General features: G+C 66.9%; 16 protein-coding genes and 1 tRNA gene. 3 read left to right on the plus strand and 14 right to left on the minus strand.

Features of this window, described 5'->3' with window-relative positions; genetic code table 11:
- Positions 1–271: 271 nt before the first annotated feature.
- From WG921_RS08440 to WG921_RS08495, 12 genes are all read right to left on the minus strand, one after another.
- The gene (locus WG921_RS08440) at positions 272–730 is read right to left on the minus strand and encodes a cytochrome c-type biogenesis protein (protein ID WP_340108774.1); all 459 of its coding nucleotides are present in this window, start codon (positions 728–730) and stop codon (positions 272–274) included.
- Between the two features lie 4 nt (positions 731–734).
- Positions 735–2735, minus strand: coding sequence for a heme lyase CcmF/NrfE family subunit (locus tag WG921_RS08445; RefSeq protein ID WP_340108775.1), 2001 nt, complete (start codon positions 2733–2735; stop codon positions 735–737).
- A gap of 102 nt (positions 2736–2837) precedes the next feature.
- Entirely contained in the window at positions 2838–3710 is an 873-nt protein-coding gene (locus tag WG921_RS08450; protein ID WP_340108776.1) for a PhzF family phenazine biosynthesis protein, read from the minus strand.
- Positions 3707–4138: a cytochrome c maturation protein CcmE gene (gene ccmE, locus WG921_RS08455; RefSeq protein WP_340108777.1), complete on the minus strand. Its 432-nt coding sequence runs from the start codon at positions 4136–4138 to the stop codon at positions 3707–3709. The genes WG921_RS08450 and ccmE overlap by 4 nt, the downstream gene beginning before the upstream one ends.
- Positions 4138–4989: a YihY/virulence factor BrkB family protein gene (locus WG921_RS08460; RefSeq protein ID WP_340108778.1), complete on the minus strand. Its 852-nt coding sequence runs from the start codon at positions 4987–4989 to the stop codon at positions 4138–4140. The genes ccmE and WG921_RS08460 overlap by 1 nt, the downstream gene beginning before the upstream one ends.
- Positions 4986–6017: an N-acetyl-gamma-glutamyl-phosphate reductase gene (argC, locus tag WG921_RS08465; protein ID WP_340108779.1), complete on the minus strand. Its 1032-nt coding sequence runs from the start codon at positions 6015–6017 to the stop codon at positions 4986–4988. The genes WG921_RS08460 and argC overlap by 4 nt, the downstream gene beginning before the upstream one ends.
- Positions 6018–6150: 133 nt before the next feature.
- Positions 6151–6759, minus strand: a complete 609-nt coding sequence (locus WG921_RS08470; RefSeq protein WP_340108780.1) for an ABC-type transport auxiliary lipoprotein family protein — start codon at positions 6757–6759, stop codon at positions 6151–6153.
- Positions 6760–6772: 13 nt separating this feature from the next.
- Entirely contained in the window at positions 6773–8488 is a 1716-nt protein-coding gene (locus WG921_RS08475) for an MlaD family protein (RefSeq protein ID WP_340108781.1), read from the minus strand.
- On the minus strand, positions 8488–9282 hold the full coding sequence (locus tag WG921_RS08480; protein WP_340108782.1) for an ABC transporter ATP-binding protein: 795 nt from the start codon (positions 9280–9282) through the stop codon (positions 8488–8490). Before WG921_RS08480 ends, WG921_RS08475 begins: the two co-directional genes overlap by 1 nt.
- On the minus strand, positions 9282–10415 hold the full coding sequence (locus WG921_RS08485; RefSeq protein WP_413788570.1) for an ABC transporter permease: 1134 nt from the start codon (positions 10413–10415) through the stop codon (positions 9282–9284). Before WG921_RS08485 ends, WG921_RS08480 begins: the two co-directional genes overlap by 1 nt.
- A 324-nt stretch (positions 10416–10739) precedes the next feature.
- Positions 10740–10815 (minus strand) — tRNA-Ala (locus tag WG921_RS08490).
- A gap of 105 nt (positions 10816–10920) precedes the next feature.
- Complete coding sequence (locus WG921_RS08495; RefSeq protein ID WP_340108783.1) at positions 10921–11385, minus strand: FYDLN acid domain-containing protein; 465 nt, start codon at positions 11383–11385, stop codon at positions 10921–10923.
- Between the two features lie 234 nt (positions 11386–11619).
- On the opposite strand from WG921_RS08495, the gene WG921_RS08500 reads away from it, so the two are divergent.
- Genes WG921_RS08500 through WG921_RS08510 form a run of 3 tightly spaced genes read left to right on the plus strand, consistent with a single transcriptional unit; the run spans position 11620 to position 14417 of the window.
- Positions 11620–12936 (plus strand): polyhydroxyalkanoate depolymerase, encoded by a 1317-nt coding sequence (locus WG921_RS08500; protein WP_340108784.1) that lies wholly within the window; start codon positions 11620–11622, stop codon positions 12934–12936.
- Positions 12937–12943: 7 nt separating this feature from the next.
- Complete coding sequence (locus WG921_RS08505; protein WP_340108785.1) at positions 12944–13651, plus strand: M48 family metallopeptidase; 708 nt, start codon at positions 12944–12946, stop codon at positions 13649–13651.
- Positions 13652–13655: 4 nt separating this feature from the next.
- The gene (locus WG921_RS08510; RefSeq protein WP_340108786.1) at positions 13656–14417 is read left to right on the plus strand and encodes an SDR family oxidoreductase; all 762 of its coding nucleotides are present in this window, start codon (positions 13656–13658) and stop codon (positions 14415–14417) included.
- A gap of 113 nt (positions 14418–14530) precedes the next feature.
- On the opposite strand, the gene WG921_RS08515 is transcribed toward WG921_RS08510, so the two are convergent.
- A complete protein-coding gene (locus tag WG921_RS08515) occupies positions 14531–16606 on the minus strand; it encodes a transglycosylase domain-containing protein (protein WP_413788571.1) in 2076 nt (691 codons plus the stop codon).
- A 109-nt stretch (positions 16607–16715) separates the two neighbouring features.
- Complete coding sequence (locus WG921_RS08520; RefSeq protein WP_340108787.1) at positions 16716–17207, minus strand: RNA pyrophosphohydrolase; 492 nt, start codon at positions 17205–17207, stop codon at positions 16716–16718.
- Between the last annotated feature and the right edge of the window lie 22 nt (positions 17208–17229).

Genomic DNA, 17229 nt, shown 5'->3' on the forward strand with positions numbered 1-17229 from the left:
ACGACATACTCCTACGCTCCATTGAAGCTCACACACTTCGCGCTCGCACAAACTGAGAGTCGCAAGTTCGGCGCCAACCGCCCTCGCGCCCGGCGCCGCGGGGCAAGTCATTGACGCCTTTCCGGGATCTTTTCCGCGCCATCACACAGGTCGCGGTGGTTTCCAGCGCCATGTTCAAAACGGAACGGACCGCATGCGCCAGATTGGGACGTAAATTTAAAACTCAACTACAAAATATTGATAAATATATAAATAAAAGCTCTCATGACATCTAGTCCTTCGTCAACTCGGCGACGCGCGCGCGCTCCTCAGGGCTCAAGCCCGCCGCCGCCGCGACGTCGGCGCCGCCGCGCTGCCGGCGAATGAAGAAGAAGGCCCCGAGGCCGCCAATGAGCAGGAGCCCCGGTCCGGCGAGCCAGATCACGAGATTGCCGCCCGACATCCGCGGATTCAAAAGCACGAACTCCCCATAGCGATCGACGATATAGGCGATCACTTCCTCGTCGGTGTCGCCCGCCGTGAGACGCTCCCTCACCAGAAGCCGCAGATCCCGCGCGAGCCCGGCGTGGCTGTCATCGATATTCTCGTTTCGGCAGACGAGGCAGCGAAGCTCCTTCGATATGTCACGCGCGCGCGCCTCAAGCGCCGGATCCGGCAGAATCTCATCCGGCTGAACCGCCAGGGCCGGCGCCGCCATGAGCAGCGCGCAAGCGAGAAGAAACCAGCGCATCGCCTTACTCCGCCGGGCTCAGGGATTGCGCCGCGAGCCGCGCGGCCCGCCGCTTGGCGGCCACCGCGCCGACGCGGTAGCGCCGATCCGTCAGGCTCACCAGGCCGCCAAACGCCATCACCAGCGCCCCGAGCCAGATCCAGTTGATGTAAGGTTTGACATAGGAGCGCACCGCCCATTTCGCGCCGCCGTCGGAGGGATCTCCAAGAACGACATAGATATCCCGCCAGAAGCCGCTGTTGATCCCGGCCTCCGTGGTCGGCGTCCGTTGCACCGGATAGAATCGCTTCTCCGGGAAGACGCGGGTGACCTCCCGGCCGTCCCGCGAGACGATGAACCGGCCGATATCGGCCTGATAATTCGGCCCCTGGCTGGCGCTCACCCCGTCAAACGCGATCTCGTAGCCGCCAAGTTCGATCACATCGCCCGGCGCGGCGAGTCGGATATCCTCCACTTGCCACGCGGTCACCGCCGCGATTCCGAAGATCGTGAACCCGAACCCGGTATGCGCCAGAAACTTGCCCCAGTCGGCGCGCGGCACGTTCACCAATTTGCGGAGGCTTTCCTCCAGGGGCGCGCGCCCCGCCTTCACCCGCTCCGCGAGCTCAATCACGACGCCAAGAACGATCCACGCCGCAAGCGCGAGCCCGATCGGCGCGATCGGCGAGCGGCCGGTCTGAAGCGTCCAGATCAACGCGCAGAGCAGGAACGCGATCGCGCCGCCCAGCATGAGCTTCCGCCACGCCCTGCCGAGCCTCCCCCGCTTCCACGGCATGATCGCGCCGAAAGGCAGGGCGATTCCGAGCAGGATCATGAACGGCGTGAAGGACATGTTGAAAAACGGCGCGCCGACGGAAATCTTCGCGCCGTCGATCATCTCCCGGAACAGCGGCGCCAGCGTGCCGACAAAAACCACGGCGCAGGCGACGGTCAGAAGAAGATTGTTCAGGATCAGCCCACTCTCGCGGCTGACGGGCGCGAAAACGCCATCCGCCCGCATCTTCGGCGCCCGCCATGCGTAAAGCGCCAGCCCGCCGCCGATGGCGACGATCAGCATGCCGAGGATGAAGACCCCGCGCGTCGGGTCCGACGCGAAGGCGTGGACGCTGGTGATGACGCCGGAGCGGACGATGAACGTGCCGATCAGCGACAGCGAAAACGCGAAGATCGAAAGGAGGATGGTCCAGCTTTTCAGCGTCGCGCGTTTTTCGACGACGATCGCCGAATGGAGAAGCGCCGTCGCGATCAACCACGGCATGAAGCTGGCGTTCTCCACCGGATCCCAGAACCACCAGCCGCCCCAGCCAAGCTCGTAATACGCCCACCAGGACCCGAGCGCGATCCCGAGCGTGAGCGAGATCCAGGCGAGAAGCGTCCACGGGCGCACCCAGCGCGCCCAGGCGGCGTCCACCCGCCCCTCGATCAGCGCCGCGATGGCGAAGGAATAGCTCATCGAAAGGCCGACATAGCCGAAATAGAGAAACGGCGGATGAAAGGCGAGGCCCGGATCCTGCAGCAGCGGATTGAGGTCCGCCCCGTCCGCCGGCGCCGGGAACATCCGCCAGAACGGATTGGAGGTGAAGAGGATGAATCCCAGAAACGCGGCGCCGATCATCCCCTGGATCGCCAGCGTCCGCGCCTTCAGCCCCGACGGCAGATTGCCGCCGAACCCCGCGACCATCGCCCCGAAGAGCGCGAGGGTCAGCACCCAGAGCAGCATCGAGCCCTCATGATTGCCCCAGACGCCGGTGATCTTGTACAGGAGCGGGATCATCGAATTCGAGTTGGAGGCGACGACCCGCACCGAAAAATCGGAAACGATGAAGGAATAGGTCAGCGCCCCGAAGGCGAACGCCAGCGCCGCGAATTGCAGAAGCGCCAGAGGCGAGCCGATGCGCATCCAGTCGATCCAGCCCTTCTGCGCGCCGATCAGCGGCGCGCTCGACTGCGCGATGGCGAGGACAAAGGCGATGATGACTGCGAAGTGGCCGAGTTCTGCGATCATGTGAGGGCCTCCATTCCCGGCTCCGGAGCATACGCGCCGCATCCGTCGGAGCAATGCGCGGATGCGCGCGGGGGCCAACGATCACGTGAGGGCGCCCGGCGGTCAGAAATCCGCGTCTCCACGAATGACCCTTACGCCGGCGCCGGCGACGCGAACGCCCTCGATCGCGTCGGACGGGCCGATCAATTCGACCTCCGCCCACCCCGGGCGACCGAGGTCGTGCCCCTGCTCGGCGACGAAACGCCGGGCGATCCAGCCTTGCGCGAAAAGCCACGCCGCCATGCAGCCGGTGGCGGCGCCCGTGAACGGATCCTCGGCCGGGAGCGGCGGCGGCAGGAGAAGGCGCGCGAAGGTCTCGCCCTCCTCCGTCGCGCCGCGCGTCACATGCAGGAACGGCGCCATGAAATCCGCGTCTTCGGCCGCCTTGAACCGCGCCAGCGCCGCGCTGTCGAGCCGGGCCGCGCGGAGCGCGACGACCGAGCCAAGCCGCACGATGCAGAACGGCGTGCCGGTGGAGACCGTTTGCGGGACCCCGGTCACGTCGACGGCGCGGAGCCCGTAGATCTCCGCGATCGCGGCGGGGTCGTATGTCCGGCCGAAGACAGGCCGGGGCTGCGTCATCGCGACGAGCGGCGGGCGCCCTTCGCGCGCGATCACCTCGATCGGCATCACCCCCGCGCCGACCTCGAGCGTGAACCGGGACGGCGCGCTCACCAGCCCCTCGGCGATCAGCGCGGTCACGGTCGCGACCGTCGGATGCCCCGCCATCGGGATCTCGCCGGTCGGCAGGTAATAGCGCGCGCCGAAATCCGCCGCCGTGGAGGAGACGACGAACGCGCACTCCACCAGCCCGGTCTCGCGGGTGAAGGCGATCCGCGCCTCCTCGCCGATGTCATCCGCGTCGAAGACCACCGCGCACGGATTGCCGCCGTATCGCGTCTCGGTGAATGCGTCGATCCAATAGACCGGCTTCACGATCCGACCTTTTCCTTGGCCTTGATGATCCGATCCTCGATCTCCGCCGGCATGTATTTCTCGTCATGCTTCGCCAGAACTTCCGAGGCGATGAACACGCCGTCGACGATCCTGCCGTCCGCGACCGCGCCCTGCCCCGACTTGATCAGGTCGGGCAGAACGCCTTCGAAGCGGACTTCGATGTCGGTCTCGTAATCGGTGAGGCGGAACGAGTTGACGACGCCCTTCTCAAGGGTTCCATCGACCACGATCCCTCCGATCCGCAACCGTTCATTCGGCCCGCGCTGAGACGCGGCCGCCTCGGTCGGGGTCACGAAGAATGCGATCGTATCCTGAAAGGCGACCGAAACCAGCACGGCGGCCGCGGTCATCACCCCGGCGCCGACGCCGATCAGCGCCATCCGCCGCTTCTTTCGAGTCATCGCCATCAGGCGTCCTCCTCTTCTTCGGCGCGCTCATGTCGCGCGGCCAGCCGGGCGGCGTTCACTTCCGCGCCATATATGACTACGGCGCCCGTCAAATAAAAGAATAGAAGAGTCACGATCACGCCTGCAAAGGCGCCATATGTCACGGTGTAGCTCGGCGCGAAGGCGAGATAGATCGAGAACGCCGAAGCGCCGGAGATCCAGAGCAGGGTCGAGACGACGATCCCCGGGACGACGGCGCGCCAGCGCGGGCGGCTGGACGGCAACCACCGGTTCAGCGTGAAGAGGAAGAGCGCGAAACTGAGCACGCCCATCAGATAGCGGACCACCCCGATCCCGACCGGCGGCTGGAATCCGGTCCATTCATGGGCCAGCTTGAGCGCGAGCGGCGCCAGAATGATCAGGAAGCCGAGAAGAGTGAACGTGACTGCGGCGAGCAGAACGAAGCCAAGCGCCGTCAGCCGCCGCCGGATGAACCCCCGCGAGCCCGAGACCTGATAGGCCTTGTCGAGGCCGACCCTGAGCGCCTCCACCCCGTTCGACGCGACCCAGATCGCCCCCAGCCCCGAGAGGGTCAGAAGCCCGCCGCGCCGCTGCCCCAGCACTTCGTCGAGCACCGGCAGCAAGGTCTTGACGATATGGTCGGGCGCGAGATGGACCAGAGCGTTGAAAACCGCGCGGCTGTCCTCCGGGCCGATCAGGATCCCGGCGAGCGCCGAGAAGAAGATCGCGAACGGAAACAGGGAAAGGAAAACCGAAAACGCGATGAACCCCGCAAATGCGAAACCGTCATGCTCTTCAAACCGTTGATAGGCGCGATAGAGCAGCAGCGCGAGATCCCTGGCGCGGCTCACGGAAACAAAGGCGCCGCCTCAAGCCCCATCGTCTCCGGCAGGCCGAGCGCGATATTCGCGCACTGGATGGCCTGACCCGACGCTCCCTTGACGAGATTGTCGAGCACCGAGACGATGATCGTCCGCCCCGGCTGACGGTCGGCCACGACGCCGATCCGGCAGAGATTCGAGCCCCGGACATGGCGCGTCTCCGGCGCCGCGCCAAGGGGCAGAACATCGACGAACGGTTCATCCGCATAGCGCCGGGCGAGCGTCTCGCGCACCTCCTCGGCCTCCCCCCGGACATAGATCGTGGCCAGAATGCCGCGATTCATCGGCAGAAGATGCGGCGTGAAGCTGACCACGACCTCGCGGCCGGCGGCCTTGGAGAGCTCCTGATCGTATTCCGCCGTGTGCCGATGCTTGGCGATGTTGTAGGCGTCCACCCCCTCCGTCACCTCGGAGAAGAGCTTGCGCTCGGAAGGCGCGCGCCCGGCGCCCGTGATCCCCGTCTTCGCGTCGATGATGATCGGATCGGGCGCGATCACGCCCGCCTCGAGCAGCGGCACCAGCGGCATCAGCGCGGTGACGACGAAACAGCCGGTCCCGGCGATCAGCCGCGCGGTTTTCATCTCCTCCCGATAGAACTCGGGCAGCCCGTAAACCGCCTGTTTCTGCAACTCGGGCGCCAGATGCGCATGGCCATACCATTTGGCGTAAAGCTCGGGGTCGCGCAGCCGGAAATCCGCCGAAAGATCGACGACGCGCACCGATTCCGGCACCCCCGCGACCACCTGCTGCGCCGTCGCGTGCGGCAGCGCGCAGAATGCGAGATCCACCCCGCTCCAGTCGACCTCCTCGATCGTCGTCAGCATCGGCAGCGAAAGATGCGCGAGATGGGGAAAGACCGCGCCCATCGCCTGCCCCGCCTTCCGATCGGCGGTCAGCGCGACGATCTCCAGCGCCGGATGGGTGTGGATCAGACGAACGAGCTCCGCTCCGGTATAGCCGGAGGCGCCAAGGATTGCGGTCTTGAATGTCTGGGTCATGGCTGAGGTCCGGTCGCTCTTCGGTTGCATCGCCCGCATACACTGCGCAGATCGCCTTTTCCAGATGGCGAAAGGCCCGGACCCGGCGGCGGGCGCGGCTCCCGCATCCGCCCGGGCGCCGAGGCCGCGTCTCTCAGGCGCGCTCCAGAACCCAGTCGGACATCTCGGGAAGAAGATCGTCGAGTATGCCCTGAAAGGCGGCGACGATGGAGGGGGGGCGATCGTCCGCCGCGCGCGCGGTCCGCGCGAAAGCGCGCGTCGCGATCACGCGCTGGTCCCGGTCGTTCAGGGCGGTCAATGTGATGTCGACCGCCGCCTCGAACGCGCCGGCTGGCGTCGCCTCGACCTGAAACGCATCGATACGGACCAGCAGCGCGGTGTCCGGCGCCGGCCCGCCCTCGCCGCGCCCGACATAGCCGATGCGCCCCGTCCCCGCGATGCTGCGGATCAGCAGGAATTGCAGCACGAGCGGCAATTCATCCGCCCATCTCGCGTCGGGCAGATAGGTGATGGAGAGCGCGTCAGGCTTGACCATGATGCGGTCGGCGGCGATGGACGCCGGCGCCTCGGGCCGGGCGATCAGCAGCGTCCGCGACGTCCGCCGCCCGGATTTGGCGCCCGCCGCCGGCGACAGGTCATAGGTGGCGAGGGGCTGAGACGCCGAATTCAGCACCGACACCGCGCTGCATCCGCCCAGAGCGGAAATCCCGCTCAGAAGCGCCGCCCGTCGCGTCATGGTCATGGGGGACATCGTGTCATCTCCGGTATTCGGGAACGCGCTCGTTCAGCAGGAACCGCGCGGGGTCGCGCTCGATCCGGCGCACGAGGCTGTTGAGCGAGGCGACCAGGCCGCGCGCCTCGGCGCCGAGCCGCGTCAACTCGGGCAGGCCGGTGCGGGCGAAATCGCTGACCCCGGGCGCGCTGGCGGCGACGGCGCCTTGAAACTGGGCCACGACGGCGTCGGCCCGGGCGATCAGGGCGCGCAGGTCCGCCGTGATGGCCGGAACATCGCGCGCCACATCCTCGACCGCGACGCTGATCCGGCTGGAGGCGGCGCGAATGTCGCTGAGGACGGGATCGAGATCCGTGGTCATCACCGTCGTCGCGGCGTCAAAGGCGGTCTCGGCGGAGGCGAGCGCGCCGCCCGCCCCGGCGAGGGCGGAATCGAGCGCGTCGAGGCTGATCTGCGCCCGTTGCAACAGCGCATTGGCGGAGGCCAGCGCCTGTTCGGCCCCGCCGGCCAGCGGATCCAGGCGCCCGGTCAGGCCGGTCAGATCCGCCGCCATCCGATCCACCGCATCCGAGGCCGTCGCCACGGCGCCGCGGATATCGGCGACGACGACCGGCACATCGTTCAGGACAACGGATTCGATCGTGGCGATGGCCGATTTGGCGCCCGCCAGCACGTCGCGCGCTTCAGCGACCAGCAGCGCGCCGTCCCCGACGATCAGCGTGTCAAAACTCTTGGACGCGCCCGTGATCGCGGCGAAGGCCGTGTTGGCGTCCCGCAGGGTCTGCTCCATCTCCGCCAGCCGCGCGTTCAGCAGGGTGGCGGTTTCGCCAAACCCGTCAAGGGTTTCGCCGGACCGGCTCTGGAGATCCGCGACCGCGCTATCGATCTGGCCGACCACCTGAGACACTTGGGCCAAAATGGCGGGAACCTGTTCGCGCAGGATCGTCTGCGCCGCATCGAAAGTCCCTTCGACGCTGTCGATCGCCGCCGTCGACGATGTAAGAGTAGCGCGGGTCGCGTCGAAGGCATGCTGGGCCGACGCCAACGCCGCGTCGGCCCGTTCGAGCGTGGTTTCGGCGGAGGCGCCGAGTCTGTCCAGCCGGCCGGTGAACCGCGTGATCTGCCCGGTGGCGTCGCTCACGGTTCCGGTGATGCTCGAAAAATCGGTGAGCGCCTGATCCAGCCGACCGGACGAAGCGTCCAGATTCTTCAGGATATTCGTCACATAGCGCTGGTTTTCCGGCCCGGTCAGGGCGCGGAACTGTTGCAGCAGACGCATGGTCTCCGCCAACAGGTCGGGCGCGTCCCTGACCAGGGTCTGCACGGTCGAGCGGCGGGACTTGATGATCGGCAGCTCCCCATCCGAGGATGTCAGCCGCGCGGCGTCGGGCGCGCCGCCGAACAGGGAGATATAGGCGACGCCGGTCACGCCCTGCGATTGCAACTGCGCGACCGTATCGACGCGCACCGGCGTCTCCGCGTTGATCTCCACCGTCGCCAGCACCCGCGCGGGATCCTTCTCGTAGATCCTGAGATCGATCACCTTGCCGACGGAAATCCCGTTGAAGAGGACGTCCCCCGACGGATTGAGCCCGGAGACATCGTCAAAGAGGATGCCGTAGGTCGTGTATTGCCTGTCGATCTGGACGTTCGCGAGCCAGATGAAGAACCCCAGCGTTCCGAGGATCGCCATCAGGGTGAACGCCCCGATCAGGATGAAATTCGCCCGGGTCTCCATCATCTTGCTCCTGGCGACCGCGCCGACGCGGTCGCCGCCCGGGCCCGCGGGCCATGAAAGTACTCACGGACCCAAGGGTGATCAACCTCCAGCATATCCTGCAGGGTGCCGACCGCGAGAACCTTCCTGTCCGCCAGAACCGCCACCCGGTCGCAGATCGCGTGCAGGCTGTCGAGGTCATGGGTGACGAGAAACACCGTCAGGCCAAGCGCCGCCTGCAACTGCTTGATCAGAACGTCGAGCGCCGCCGCCCCGATCGGGTCGAGCCCGGCCGTCGGCTCGTCGAGAAATACGATCTCGGGGTCGAGCGCGATGGCGCGCGCGAAACCGGCGCGCTTGCGCATGCCGCCGGAAAGCTCCGACGGAAACTTCTCCTGCGCGTCTTCGGGCAGGCCGACCATGCGCACCTTGATGCCCGCCAGCGTCTCGCGCAGGGCGTCGTCCAGATGCAGCTGTTCGCGCATCGGCGCCTCGACATTCTGGCGCACGGTCAGCGATGAGAACAGCGCGCCGTCCTGGAACATCACCCCCCAGCGGCGGCGCAAGCGGCGATATTCGTCCTCGGGCGTGTCGCGCACGCTTTCTCCGAACACCTCGATCTGGCCCGCGTTCGGTTTCAGCAAGCCGACGATGGCCCGCAGCAGGACCGACTTGCCGGTGCCGGATCCGCCGACCACCCCGATGATCTCGCCGCGCCGCACGTCGAGATCCAGGCCATCATGCACCGTATGCGTCCCGAACCGCGTCACCAGCCCGCGAACCCGGATGATGTGATCTTCCCGCGCCTCGGTCATCACACGCCCACCAGAGCGAAGAAGATCGAGAACAGCGCGTCCATCACGATGACCATGAAGATCGACAGCACGACCGAGGTCGATGTCATTCGCCCCAGGGATTCGGCGTTTCCGCCCACCATCATGCCCTCGTAACAGCCGATGACGCCGATGATCAGCGCAAAGAACGGCGCCTTGATCATCCCGACGCCGAAATGCCAGACATCGGTGTTCGAGACGAGCCGAGACTGGAACACGGCCGGCGACACGCCGAGTTCGATCCATGACATCACCGCGCCGCCGATCAGCCCGGCCATGTCGGCGATGAACCCGAGCGCCGGCAGCATCAGCATCAGCGCGAGAACCCGCGGCGCGACGAGGATCGTCACCGGATCGAGCCCGAGGGTGCGCATCGCGTCGATCTCCTCGCGCATCTTCATCGAGCCGATGGCGGCGGTGAAGGCGGAGCCCGACCGCCCGGCGACGATGATCGCCGTCAGCAGGATCCCCAGCTCGCGCAGGACCGAGATCGCGATCAGATCGACGACGAAGACTTCGGCGCCGAACTGGCGCAGCTGCGCCGCCCCCTGGAACGCCAGGACCACGCCGATCAGGAAGGCCATCAGCGCCACGATGGGCACGGCGTTCAGCCCGACCTCCTGACAGTGATGGACAAGCGAGGTCAGACGCAACCGGCGCGGGCGGATCAGGATTCCCCCCAGCGTCGCCATCACCTGACCGAGAAACGAGAACAGCTCGACCGCCGTCCGCCCGCCGCGCGCGACCCTGCGCCCGAAAGCCTCCAGCCGGTCGCCGATCGACAGCGCGCCGGAGCCGGCCGCGGCGCCCGGAGGCATGTTGCGCCGAACGGTTTCGATCAGCGGCGTCTGCGCCTCGTCCCCGCCCTCGATCACGACGTCGGCGCCGCCTCCGGACGCATGCTGTTGCAGATCGACCAGAAACCACGCCCCGGCGGTGTCCATTCGGCTCAGATTCGCGATGTCGATGACCGAGGCGCCGCGGGCCATTTCCCGGACCCTGGCCCGGTCCAGACCTTCCAGGACCTCGATGTGCAACCGGCCCGCCGCCACAAGCCGCGCTCCGACGCGGCTGAACGCGACCTCTTCGGTCGCGGCGGGGGGATCGGTGGTCACGCGATTTCGCAATCTGTCATCTCAGGATCGTGAACGGGGGGTTTGCTGATCAGGCTTTCCACTACGTCTCTCCTGGCGCGACAGCGTCGGATCGACGCGCTTCTTCACCTCGCAGAGGTCATCGGCCCTGTGAAGGATTCCATTGTTCGGGCCTGAGGGGAAGGGCCGAAGGGAATCGGCGCGCGCGCCAATATCTCCGCCGGCGCGGCTGAATGTTTCGGCAAGATCACAAGAATTCCGCTGAAATCATCAGGCGCTCATCGAGCGGCGCGGATTTCCGGCGGTGAGGTTGATGGCGCGCCGCAGCCCGCCTTCGAAGGAACGTGGTGGAGCCAAGGGGGGTCGAACCCCTGACCTCTTGCATGCCATGCAAGCGCTCTCCCAACTGAGCTATGGCCCCCAAGTTCGTCGCCGGGCGAGGCCCTGACGATGGACACTCATTAGGGTCGCTCCGCCGCCCACGCAACCCCCAAAATGGGGTGCGCGGAAGCGGAGCGCCGTATCGTCAGATATCCTTGTGCTTCGTGTCGACCTTGGAAAACTCGCCCAGATCGTCGTCGTCGTCGTCGTCCGGAAGAAGAGCGTCGTCGTCATCGGCTTCGTCGTCTTCGTCGGCCTCATCGTCAATGACCGGGACCTCGTCATCGTCCTCGTCATCATCATCGCCGGGGATGACGCCCTTCGGCGCCACATCCACGTCGTCGTCGTCGTCATCCTTCCCGATGATGTCGAGATCATCGTCGTCGTCATCGTCTTTCTCGATGACGTCGAGATCGTCATCATCATCCTCCACGTCGTCCGCGGTCTTCTTCGCGGTCGCCTTGGAGACGCGACTTTTCACCACCGTGGAGACCGGCGGCGTATATGTCTCGCCGCAGGACGGACAATCGACCGGATCGCGACCCAGATCGTAAAAGCGGACGCCGCACGCGGCGCAGAGGCGTTTAACACCCCATTCGTCTTTGGGCATTGGAGCTCCCAAGCGCAGAACATGTCGATTCGAAGGAAGCGGCGGATTGCCATAAGTCGCCGCGCTAGTCAAAAGGAAAGCGCAAATTAATTCCCTTGTACTAATCTTCCCGCTGGCGCCGCAGATGCGAAATTTTCTTGCCGCGGTGCGGAAAGCTGGTTTAGGGTCTGCCCAACGCGACGCCATCGGGCGCAAAACTGGCGCGAAGCGGATGCAACACGGGGGATAAGCATCTTGATTTATCAAACTTATCAGGCGTATGAGTGTACTCATGCGGCGATGTCGCCGTGGCGAAGCGCAGCCACGATGACGATGCAGGCGCTCCGTGATCCGTTCAATCCGTTGGCGCCGAGTCTGCCTGCGCGCGCAACCGCAGCGATGATGGAGATGTTCGTCTCCGTCACCAAACGCTACGACAAGCCCGAATTCGGCATCGACTCGGTGGTGGTTGACGGCGCGCCATGCGCGGTTGTCGAAGAGGTCGCGCTCCGAAAGCCGTTCTGCGACCTTTTGCATTTCCGCCGCGAGGGTTTGACTTCGCGGCGCGACGCGCCGGTTCTGATCGTCGCGCCGATGTCGGGCCATTTCGCCACGCTTCTCCGCGGCACGATTCGCGAGATGCTGACCGAGCATGACGTCTACGTGACCGATTGGATCGACGCGCGCGACGTGCCGCTTTCCGAAGGGCGATTCGGCCTGGATGAGTATATCGACTACATTCGCGAATTCTGCGGCGCGCTCTGCGCGACGGCGGGCGAGCGCCCGGCGGTCATGGCGGTCTGCCAGCCCGGCGTTCCGGTTCTGGCCGCGACCGCGATGATGGCGGAGGATTGCGCGCCCGAGCGCCCCGCCTCCGTCGTTCTGATGGGCAGCCCGATCGACACGACGAAGAATCCGACCGAGCCGAACGTGCTGGCGACCACAAATCCGCTCTCCTGGTTCGAGCAGAACGTGATCACGACGGTGCCCTATCCCAATCTGGGCTTCATGCGGCCGGTCTATCCCGGCTTTCTCCAACTCTCCGGCTTCATGTCCATGAATCTGGACCGTCACCTCGACGCGCACATGAAGCAATATCTGCGTCTCGTGGATGAAGAGGCCGACGAAGAGAGTGTGAACAACCACAAGGCGTTCTATCGCGAGTACCGCGCGGTTATGGACATGACCGCCGAATTCTATCTCGAAACCATCGAAGTGGTGTTCCAGAGGCATGATCTGCCCACCGGCAGGATGGCGTATCGGGGCGAGCGGCGGATTCGGCCGGACGCGATCACCGATGTCGCGCTGATGACGGTCGAGGGCGAGCATGACGACATCACCGGGCGCGGCCAGACGAGCGCGGCGCTTCATCTCTGCTCCTCGGTCCCCGACGATCGGAAACGCCACTGGGAGCAGTCGGGCGTCGGCCATTACGGCATCTTCACCGGTTCGCGCTTCCGGTCCTCGATTCACCCGAAAGTCGCCGGTTTCATCTCGGAGAACCGGTGCGATTCCGCATCGGCGCAGGCCATGAACGGGGCGCCGCACGCGGCTGGCGTCGCCGCCCAATAGCGCGCCGATGGCGACGCATCTGCGTCTGGAAAATCCGGATATTCTCGTCACCGTTCATCGCTCCGCCCGCGCGCGGAGGTTGACGCTGACCGTGCCGCGCACTGGAGCGCCGCCCCGCTTGACCGCGCCGCCTCATGCGGCCGATCCGGAATTGCGGATGTTCCTCATGCGTCAGGCCGACTGGCTTCGCGCGGCGCTTGCGCGCGCGCCTGCCCAGATCCGGATCGCCCCCGGGGCGCAACTCCCTGTCGCGGGGCGGATGCTGCTGATCGAATCCCGGCCCGGCCTGCGGCGGGCCCCCCGCATCGAAAACGAGACCCTGGCCTTTTACGGGCGAGGCGCCCCCGGCCCGCGCGCCGCCGCCTGGCTGAAGGAGCGCGCGCGCGCCGCGATCACCCCGATCGTCGCCGATTCTGTGGCGGAGATCGGCGCGAAATTCGGAAGAATCTCCCTCAGGGATCAGAAGGGCCGCTGGGGGTCCTGCACCAGCCGCGGCGACCTCAGCTTCTCATGGCGATTGGCGATGGCGCCGCCGGCCGTGCTGGACTATGTCGCAGTGCATGAGGCGGCGCATCTTCTGGAGATGAACCACGGGCCCCGATTCTGGGCGCTGGTGACTCGGCTCCGGCCGAACTGGAAGCGCCAGAGAGACTGGTTGCGGGTCGAAGGGCCGGATCTTCACCGCTACCGATTCGATGCGAACGAGGAGGGATGAAACGATGCGACACCTGAAAGACAAGACCGCGCTGATCACCGGCGCCAGCCGCGGCATCGGCGCGGCGACCGCGGAGGTTTTCGCGAACGCCGGCGCCGCCGTCATCCTCGCCGCCCGGACCACAAATGAAACGGAGGCGCTCGCGGAGCGAATCCGCGCCGCCGGCGGACGGGCGGAGGCGGTCGCCTGCGACGTGACCCGCTACAGCGACGTCGAAGCCGCCGTCGCCCGGGCGGAATCCGCCTTCGGCCCGCTCGACATTCTGGTGAACAACGCCGGGGCCATCGACCCGATCGGCCGGCTCGAGACCATCGACCCCGCCGCCTGGAGCCAGGTGGTGGATGTGAATCTGAAAGGCGTCTTCCACGGCCTCCACGCCGCGCTGCCGCGCATGCGCGCGCGCGGCGCCGGCGTCATCGTCAACGTCTCCTCCGGCGCGGCGGTGAACCCGCTCGAAGGGTGGAGCCACTACTGCGCGTCGAAGGCGGCGGTCCTGATGCTCACCCGCACGGTGGACCTGGAGCAGGCCGGCGCCGGGATCCGCATTCTCGGGCTCAGCCCCGGCACCGTGGCGACCGAGATGCAGGTCTCGATCCGGGCGTCGGGGATCAATCCGGTCTCGCAGCTCGATCCCTCCGTTCATATCCCGCCCCAATGGGCGGCGCGGGGAATCGCCTGGGCCGCCGGCCCCGAGGCGGCGGAATTCCATGGCCGCGACATCTCGCTCCGCGACGAGGCGATCAGAAAGAAGATCGGCCTGATCTGAGGCCGGAAACCAGGGCGCCGCGTCTCGGCGCCCTTCCATCCCAAATCTTCGCCATGAAAAAGCGCCGGGCGGCGGCGAGGCCATCCGGCGCGCGGCTGTTCCGGCCCGGAATCTCAGCGGTTGATCGGCTCGGACCGCTCTTCCCTGCCCCGCTCGCCGCCGCCGCCGCCTCCCAGAAGGTTGATCACATCCTTCAGCACCGAGGTGACGACGCCGTCGTCGGAGGATGAGGACGGCCGCGCCGCCCCCGCGTCATCATCCGCCGCCATCGCCGGGCCTCTCGGCGGCCGCGTCTTCAACGGGCGCGGCGGCAGCCCCTCATGAATCCTGACCGCGACCTCGCGCCAGATCTCCGCCGGCAGGCCGCCGCCGGTGACGCCCGCCAGCGGCTCGTTGTCGTCCTTCCCCATCCAGACCCCGATCACGTAATCGGCGGTGAATCCGATGAACCAGGCGTCGCGCGCGGCTTGCGTCGTGCCGGTCTTGCCCGCCGCCGGGCGCCCCGGATCCGCGCGCCGGCCGGTGCCGCTCCGGATCACCTCCTCCATCATTCCGGTCAACTGTCCGGCCGTCTCCGCCGAGAGCGCCCGCTCGCCCCCGCCAGTCTCCGGCGCGGACATCACCGGCTCCGCGTCGCCGCGAATGGTGATCTCCGAAATGCCGCGCGGCGTCGCGCGGCGGCCGCCATTCGCGATCGCCGCATAGGCTCCGGTCATCTCCAGCAGAGTCGATTCCGACACCCCAAGCGCCAGCGCCGGGCCATCGGCGAGCGGCGTGGTGATCCCCATGGCGGCGGCGAGGCGGCGCACCCTCTCCCGGCCCACCCGTTCGGACAGGCGAACCGCGACCGTGTTGATCGAGCGCGCCAGCGCCGTCGTCAGCGTCACCGGGCCGGCGTAGCCGCCGCCGTAATTCTCGGGGCTCCAGGGGCCGGAGCCGGGAACATCGATCGTCAGCGGCCGATCGACGATGACGTCGAGCGGCGAGAAACCCGCCTCGAGCGCCGCCGCGTAGATGAAGGGCTTGAACGCGGACCCGGTCTGACGGAGCGCCTGCACCGCGCGGTTGAAGGCGCCGGCCTTCGGATCGCGCCCGCCGATCATGGCGCGAACCTCGCCCGCCGGGCTCATCACCACCACCGCCGCCTCCGCCGGGCTGCCGGGCTTGACCTTGGTCTCGAAAACCTCGGCCAGCCCCGCCTCGGCGGCGGCCTGGATCTTCGCGTCGAACGTCGTCGCGATCCGGACGTCTTCCGTCGTCGTCGCGGTGAGGAAGGCGGGGCCGCTGTCCATCACCCAATCGGCGAAATGGCCGCCCGTCCGCCGCGCCGCCGCCGTTGACAGCCGCGCCGGCCGCGCCAGCGCCGCGACGGCCTCGGATTCGCTGATCGCGCCGGTCTCGACCATCGCCTTGATGATCACCGCCGCCCGCCCTTCCGCGCGCCCGAGATCTGAGGTCGGCGCGAAGCGGCTCGGCGCTTTCAGCAGCCCCGCCAGCATCGCCGCCTCGGGAATGGTCAGGAACTTCGCGGATTTGGAGAAATAGCGCTCCGCGGCCGCTTCGAACCCGGTCGCCCCCGCGCCGAGATAGACCCGGTTCATGTAGATCGAGAGAATTTCATCCTTGGTGTATTTCAGCTCCAGCGCCAGCGCGACCGGAACCTCCTTCAGCTTGCGCTCCAGCGTGCGCTCGGACGTGAGGAACACGTTCTTCGCCACCTGCTGCGTGATCGTGGAGCCGCCTTGCACGAACCCGCCGGCCCGGACATTGGCCACCATGGCCCGCAGGAGGCCGCGCGGATCGATGCCGAAATGCGAATAGAAGCGCCGGTCCTCCGCCGCCAGGATCGCCTCCACCAGATACGGAGAGACGTCCCCCGGCCCGATCTCGCCGCCGAACTGCGCCCCCCGCCACGCGAACACGTCCCCGTTCCGGTCCAGCATCGTGACGGAGCCATGCGTGCGCGCATCCAGCAATTCCGACGCCGGCGGCAGCTTGAAGAGATAATATCCCACCGCCCCGCCGAGGATCAGCAGCAGGATCAGCGCCAGACGGAGCCCGATCCTGAACAGAAGCCGGAACATCCATTTCACAACGCCGCCGATCACGCGGTCGAAGCCCGACGCCCGCACGGCGCGCGGCGCGCTCCCCGCCCGCTTTCCGGCGGATTTCTTCGACTTTCGGGCCACGCACGCCTCTTTGTTCTACTGCTCGTCAGCGCGGAGCGGGATCATAGACCAGTTCGGCGAAAATATGGAGCGGACGCGCTCGTCCTGCGCATTCGCCGGGCGGGCCTCGTCAACCGGGCCCGATCTTGCCCGCGAAGGTCGCGAACACCGCCTCATAGACCGGCCGCTTGAACGGCACGATCTTGTCGATCAGCGTCTCGGGCGCGAACCAGCCCCATTCCCTGAACTCGGGCGTGTCGCCATCGATGACGACCTCGCGATCGTCGCCCATGAAGCGCAGCAGGAACCATTTCTGTTTCTGCCCCCGAAAGCGCCCGTTCCAGAGCTTCGGAACCAGGTCATACGGAAGATCGTAGGGGAGCCAGTCCGGCGATTCGGCGAGGAGCTTCACCCGCTCCGGCCTGACGCCGGTCTCCTCGCTCAATTCGCGCAGGGCCGCGACGCGCGGCGCCTCCCCCGGCTCGACGCCGCCTTGCGGCATCTGCCAGGCGTCGGCGGGGTTGTCGATCCGTTTGCCGGCGAACACCGCGCCATCGCGGTTCATCAGCACCAGCCCGGCGCATGGCCGGTAGGGGAGCGCGGCGATCTCCGCCGCGCTCATCCTTCGACTCGTCTCCGCCATG

It is taken from the genome of Paludibacillus litoralis (assembly GCF_037646705.1).
Taxonomy (GTDB): Bacteria; Pseudomonadota; Alphaproteobacteria; order Rhodobacterales; family Rhodobacteraceae; genus Pikeienuella; species Pikeienuella litoralis.

Coding starts and splice junctions, on each gene's coding strand:
- WG921_RS08440 (WP_340108774.1), bottom strand. CDS start 730: ATGCGCTGGTTTCTTCTCGCTTGCGCGCTGCTCATGGCGGCGCCGGCC.
- WG921_RS08445 (WP_340108775.1), bottom strand. CDS start 2,735: ATGATCGCAGAACTCGGCCACTTCGCAGTCATCATCGCCTTTGTCCTC.
- ccmE (WP_340108777.1), bottom strand. CDS start 4,138: ATGGCGATGACTCGAAAGAAGCGGCGGATGGCGCTGATCGGCGTCGGC.
- argC (WP_340108779.1), bottom strand. CDS start 6,017: ATGACCCAGACATTCAAGACCGCAATCCTTGGCGCCTCCGGCTATACC.
- WG921_RS08470 (WP_340108780.1), bottom strand. CDS start 6,759: ATGACCATGACGCGACGGGCGGCGCTTCTGAGCGGGATTTCCGCTCTG.
- WG921_RS08475 (WP_340108781.1), bottom strand. CDS start 8,488: ATGGAGACCCGGGCGAATTTCATCCTGATCGGGGCGTTCACCCTGATG.
- WG921_RS08480 (WP_340108782.1), bottom strand. CDS start 9,282: ATGACCGAGGCGCGGGAAGATCACATCATCCGGGTTCGCGGGCTGGTG.
- WG921_RS08495 (WP_340108783.1), bottom strand. CDS start 11,385: ATGCCCAAAGACGAATGGGGTGTTAAACGCCTCTGCGCCGCGTGCGGC.
- WG921_RS08505 (WP_340108785.1), top strand. CDS start 12,944: ATGGCGACGCATCTGCGTCTGGAAAATCCGGATATTCTCGTCACCGTT.
- WG921_RS08510 (WP_340108786.1), top strand. CDS start 13,656: ATGCGACACCTGAAAGACAAGACCGCGCTGATCACCGGCGCCAGCCGC.
- WG921_RS08520 (WP_340108787.1), bottom strand. CDS start 17,207: ATGAGCGCGGCGGAGATCGCCGCGCTCCCCTACCGGCCATGCGCCGGG.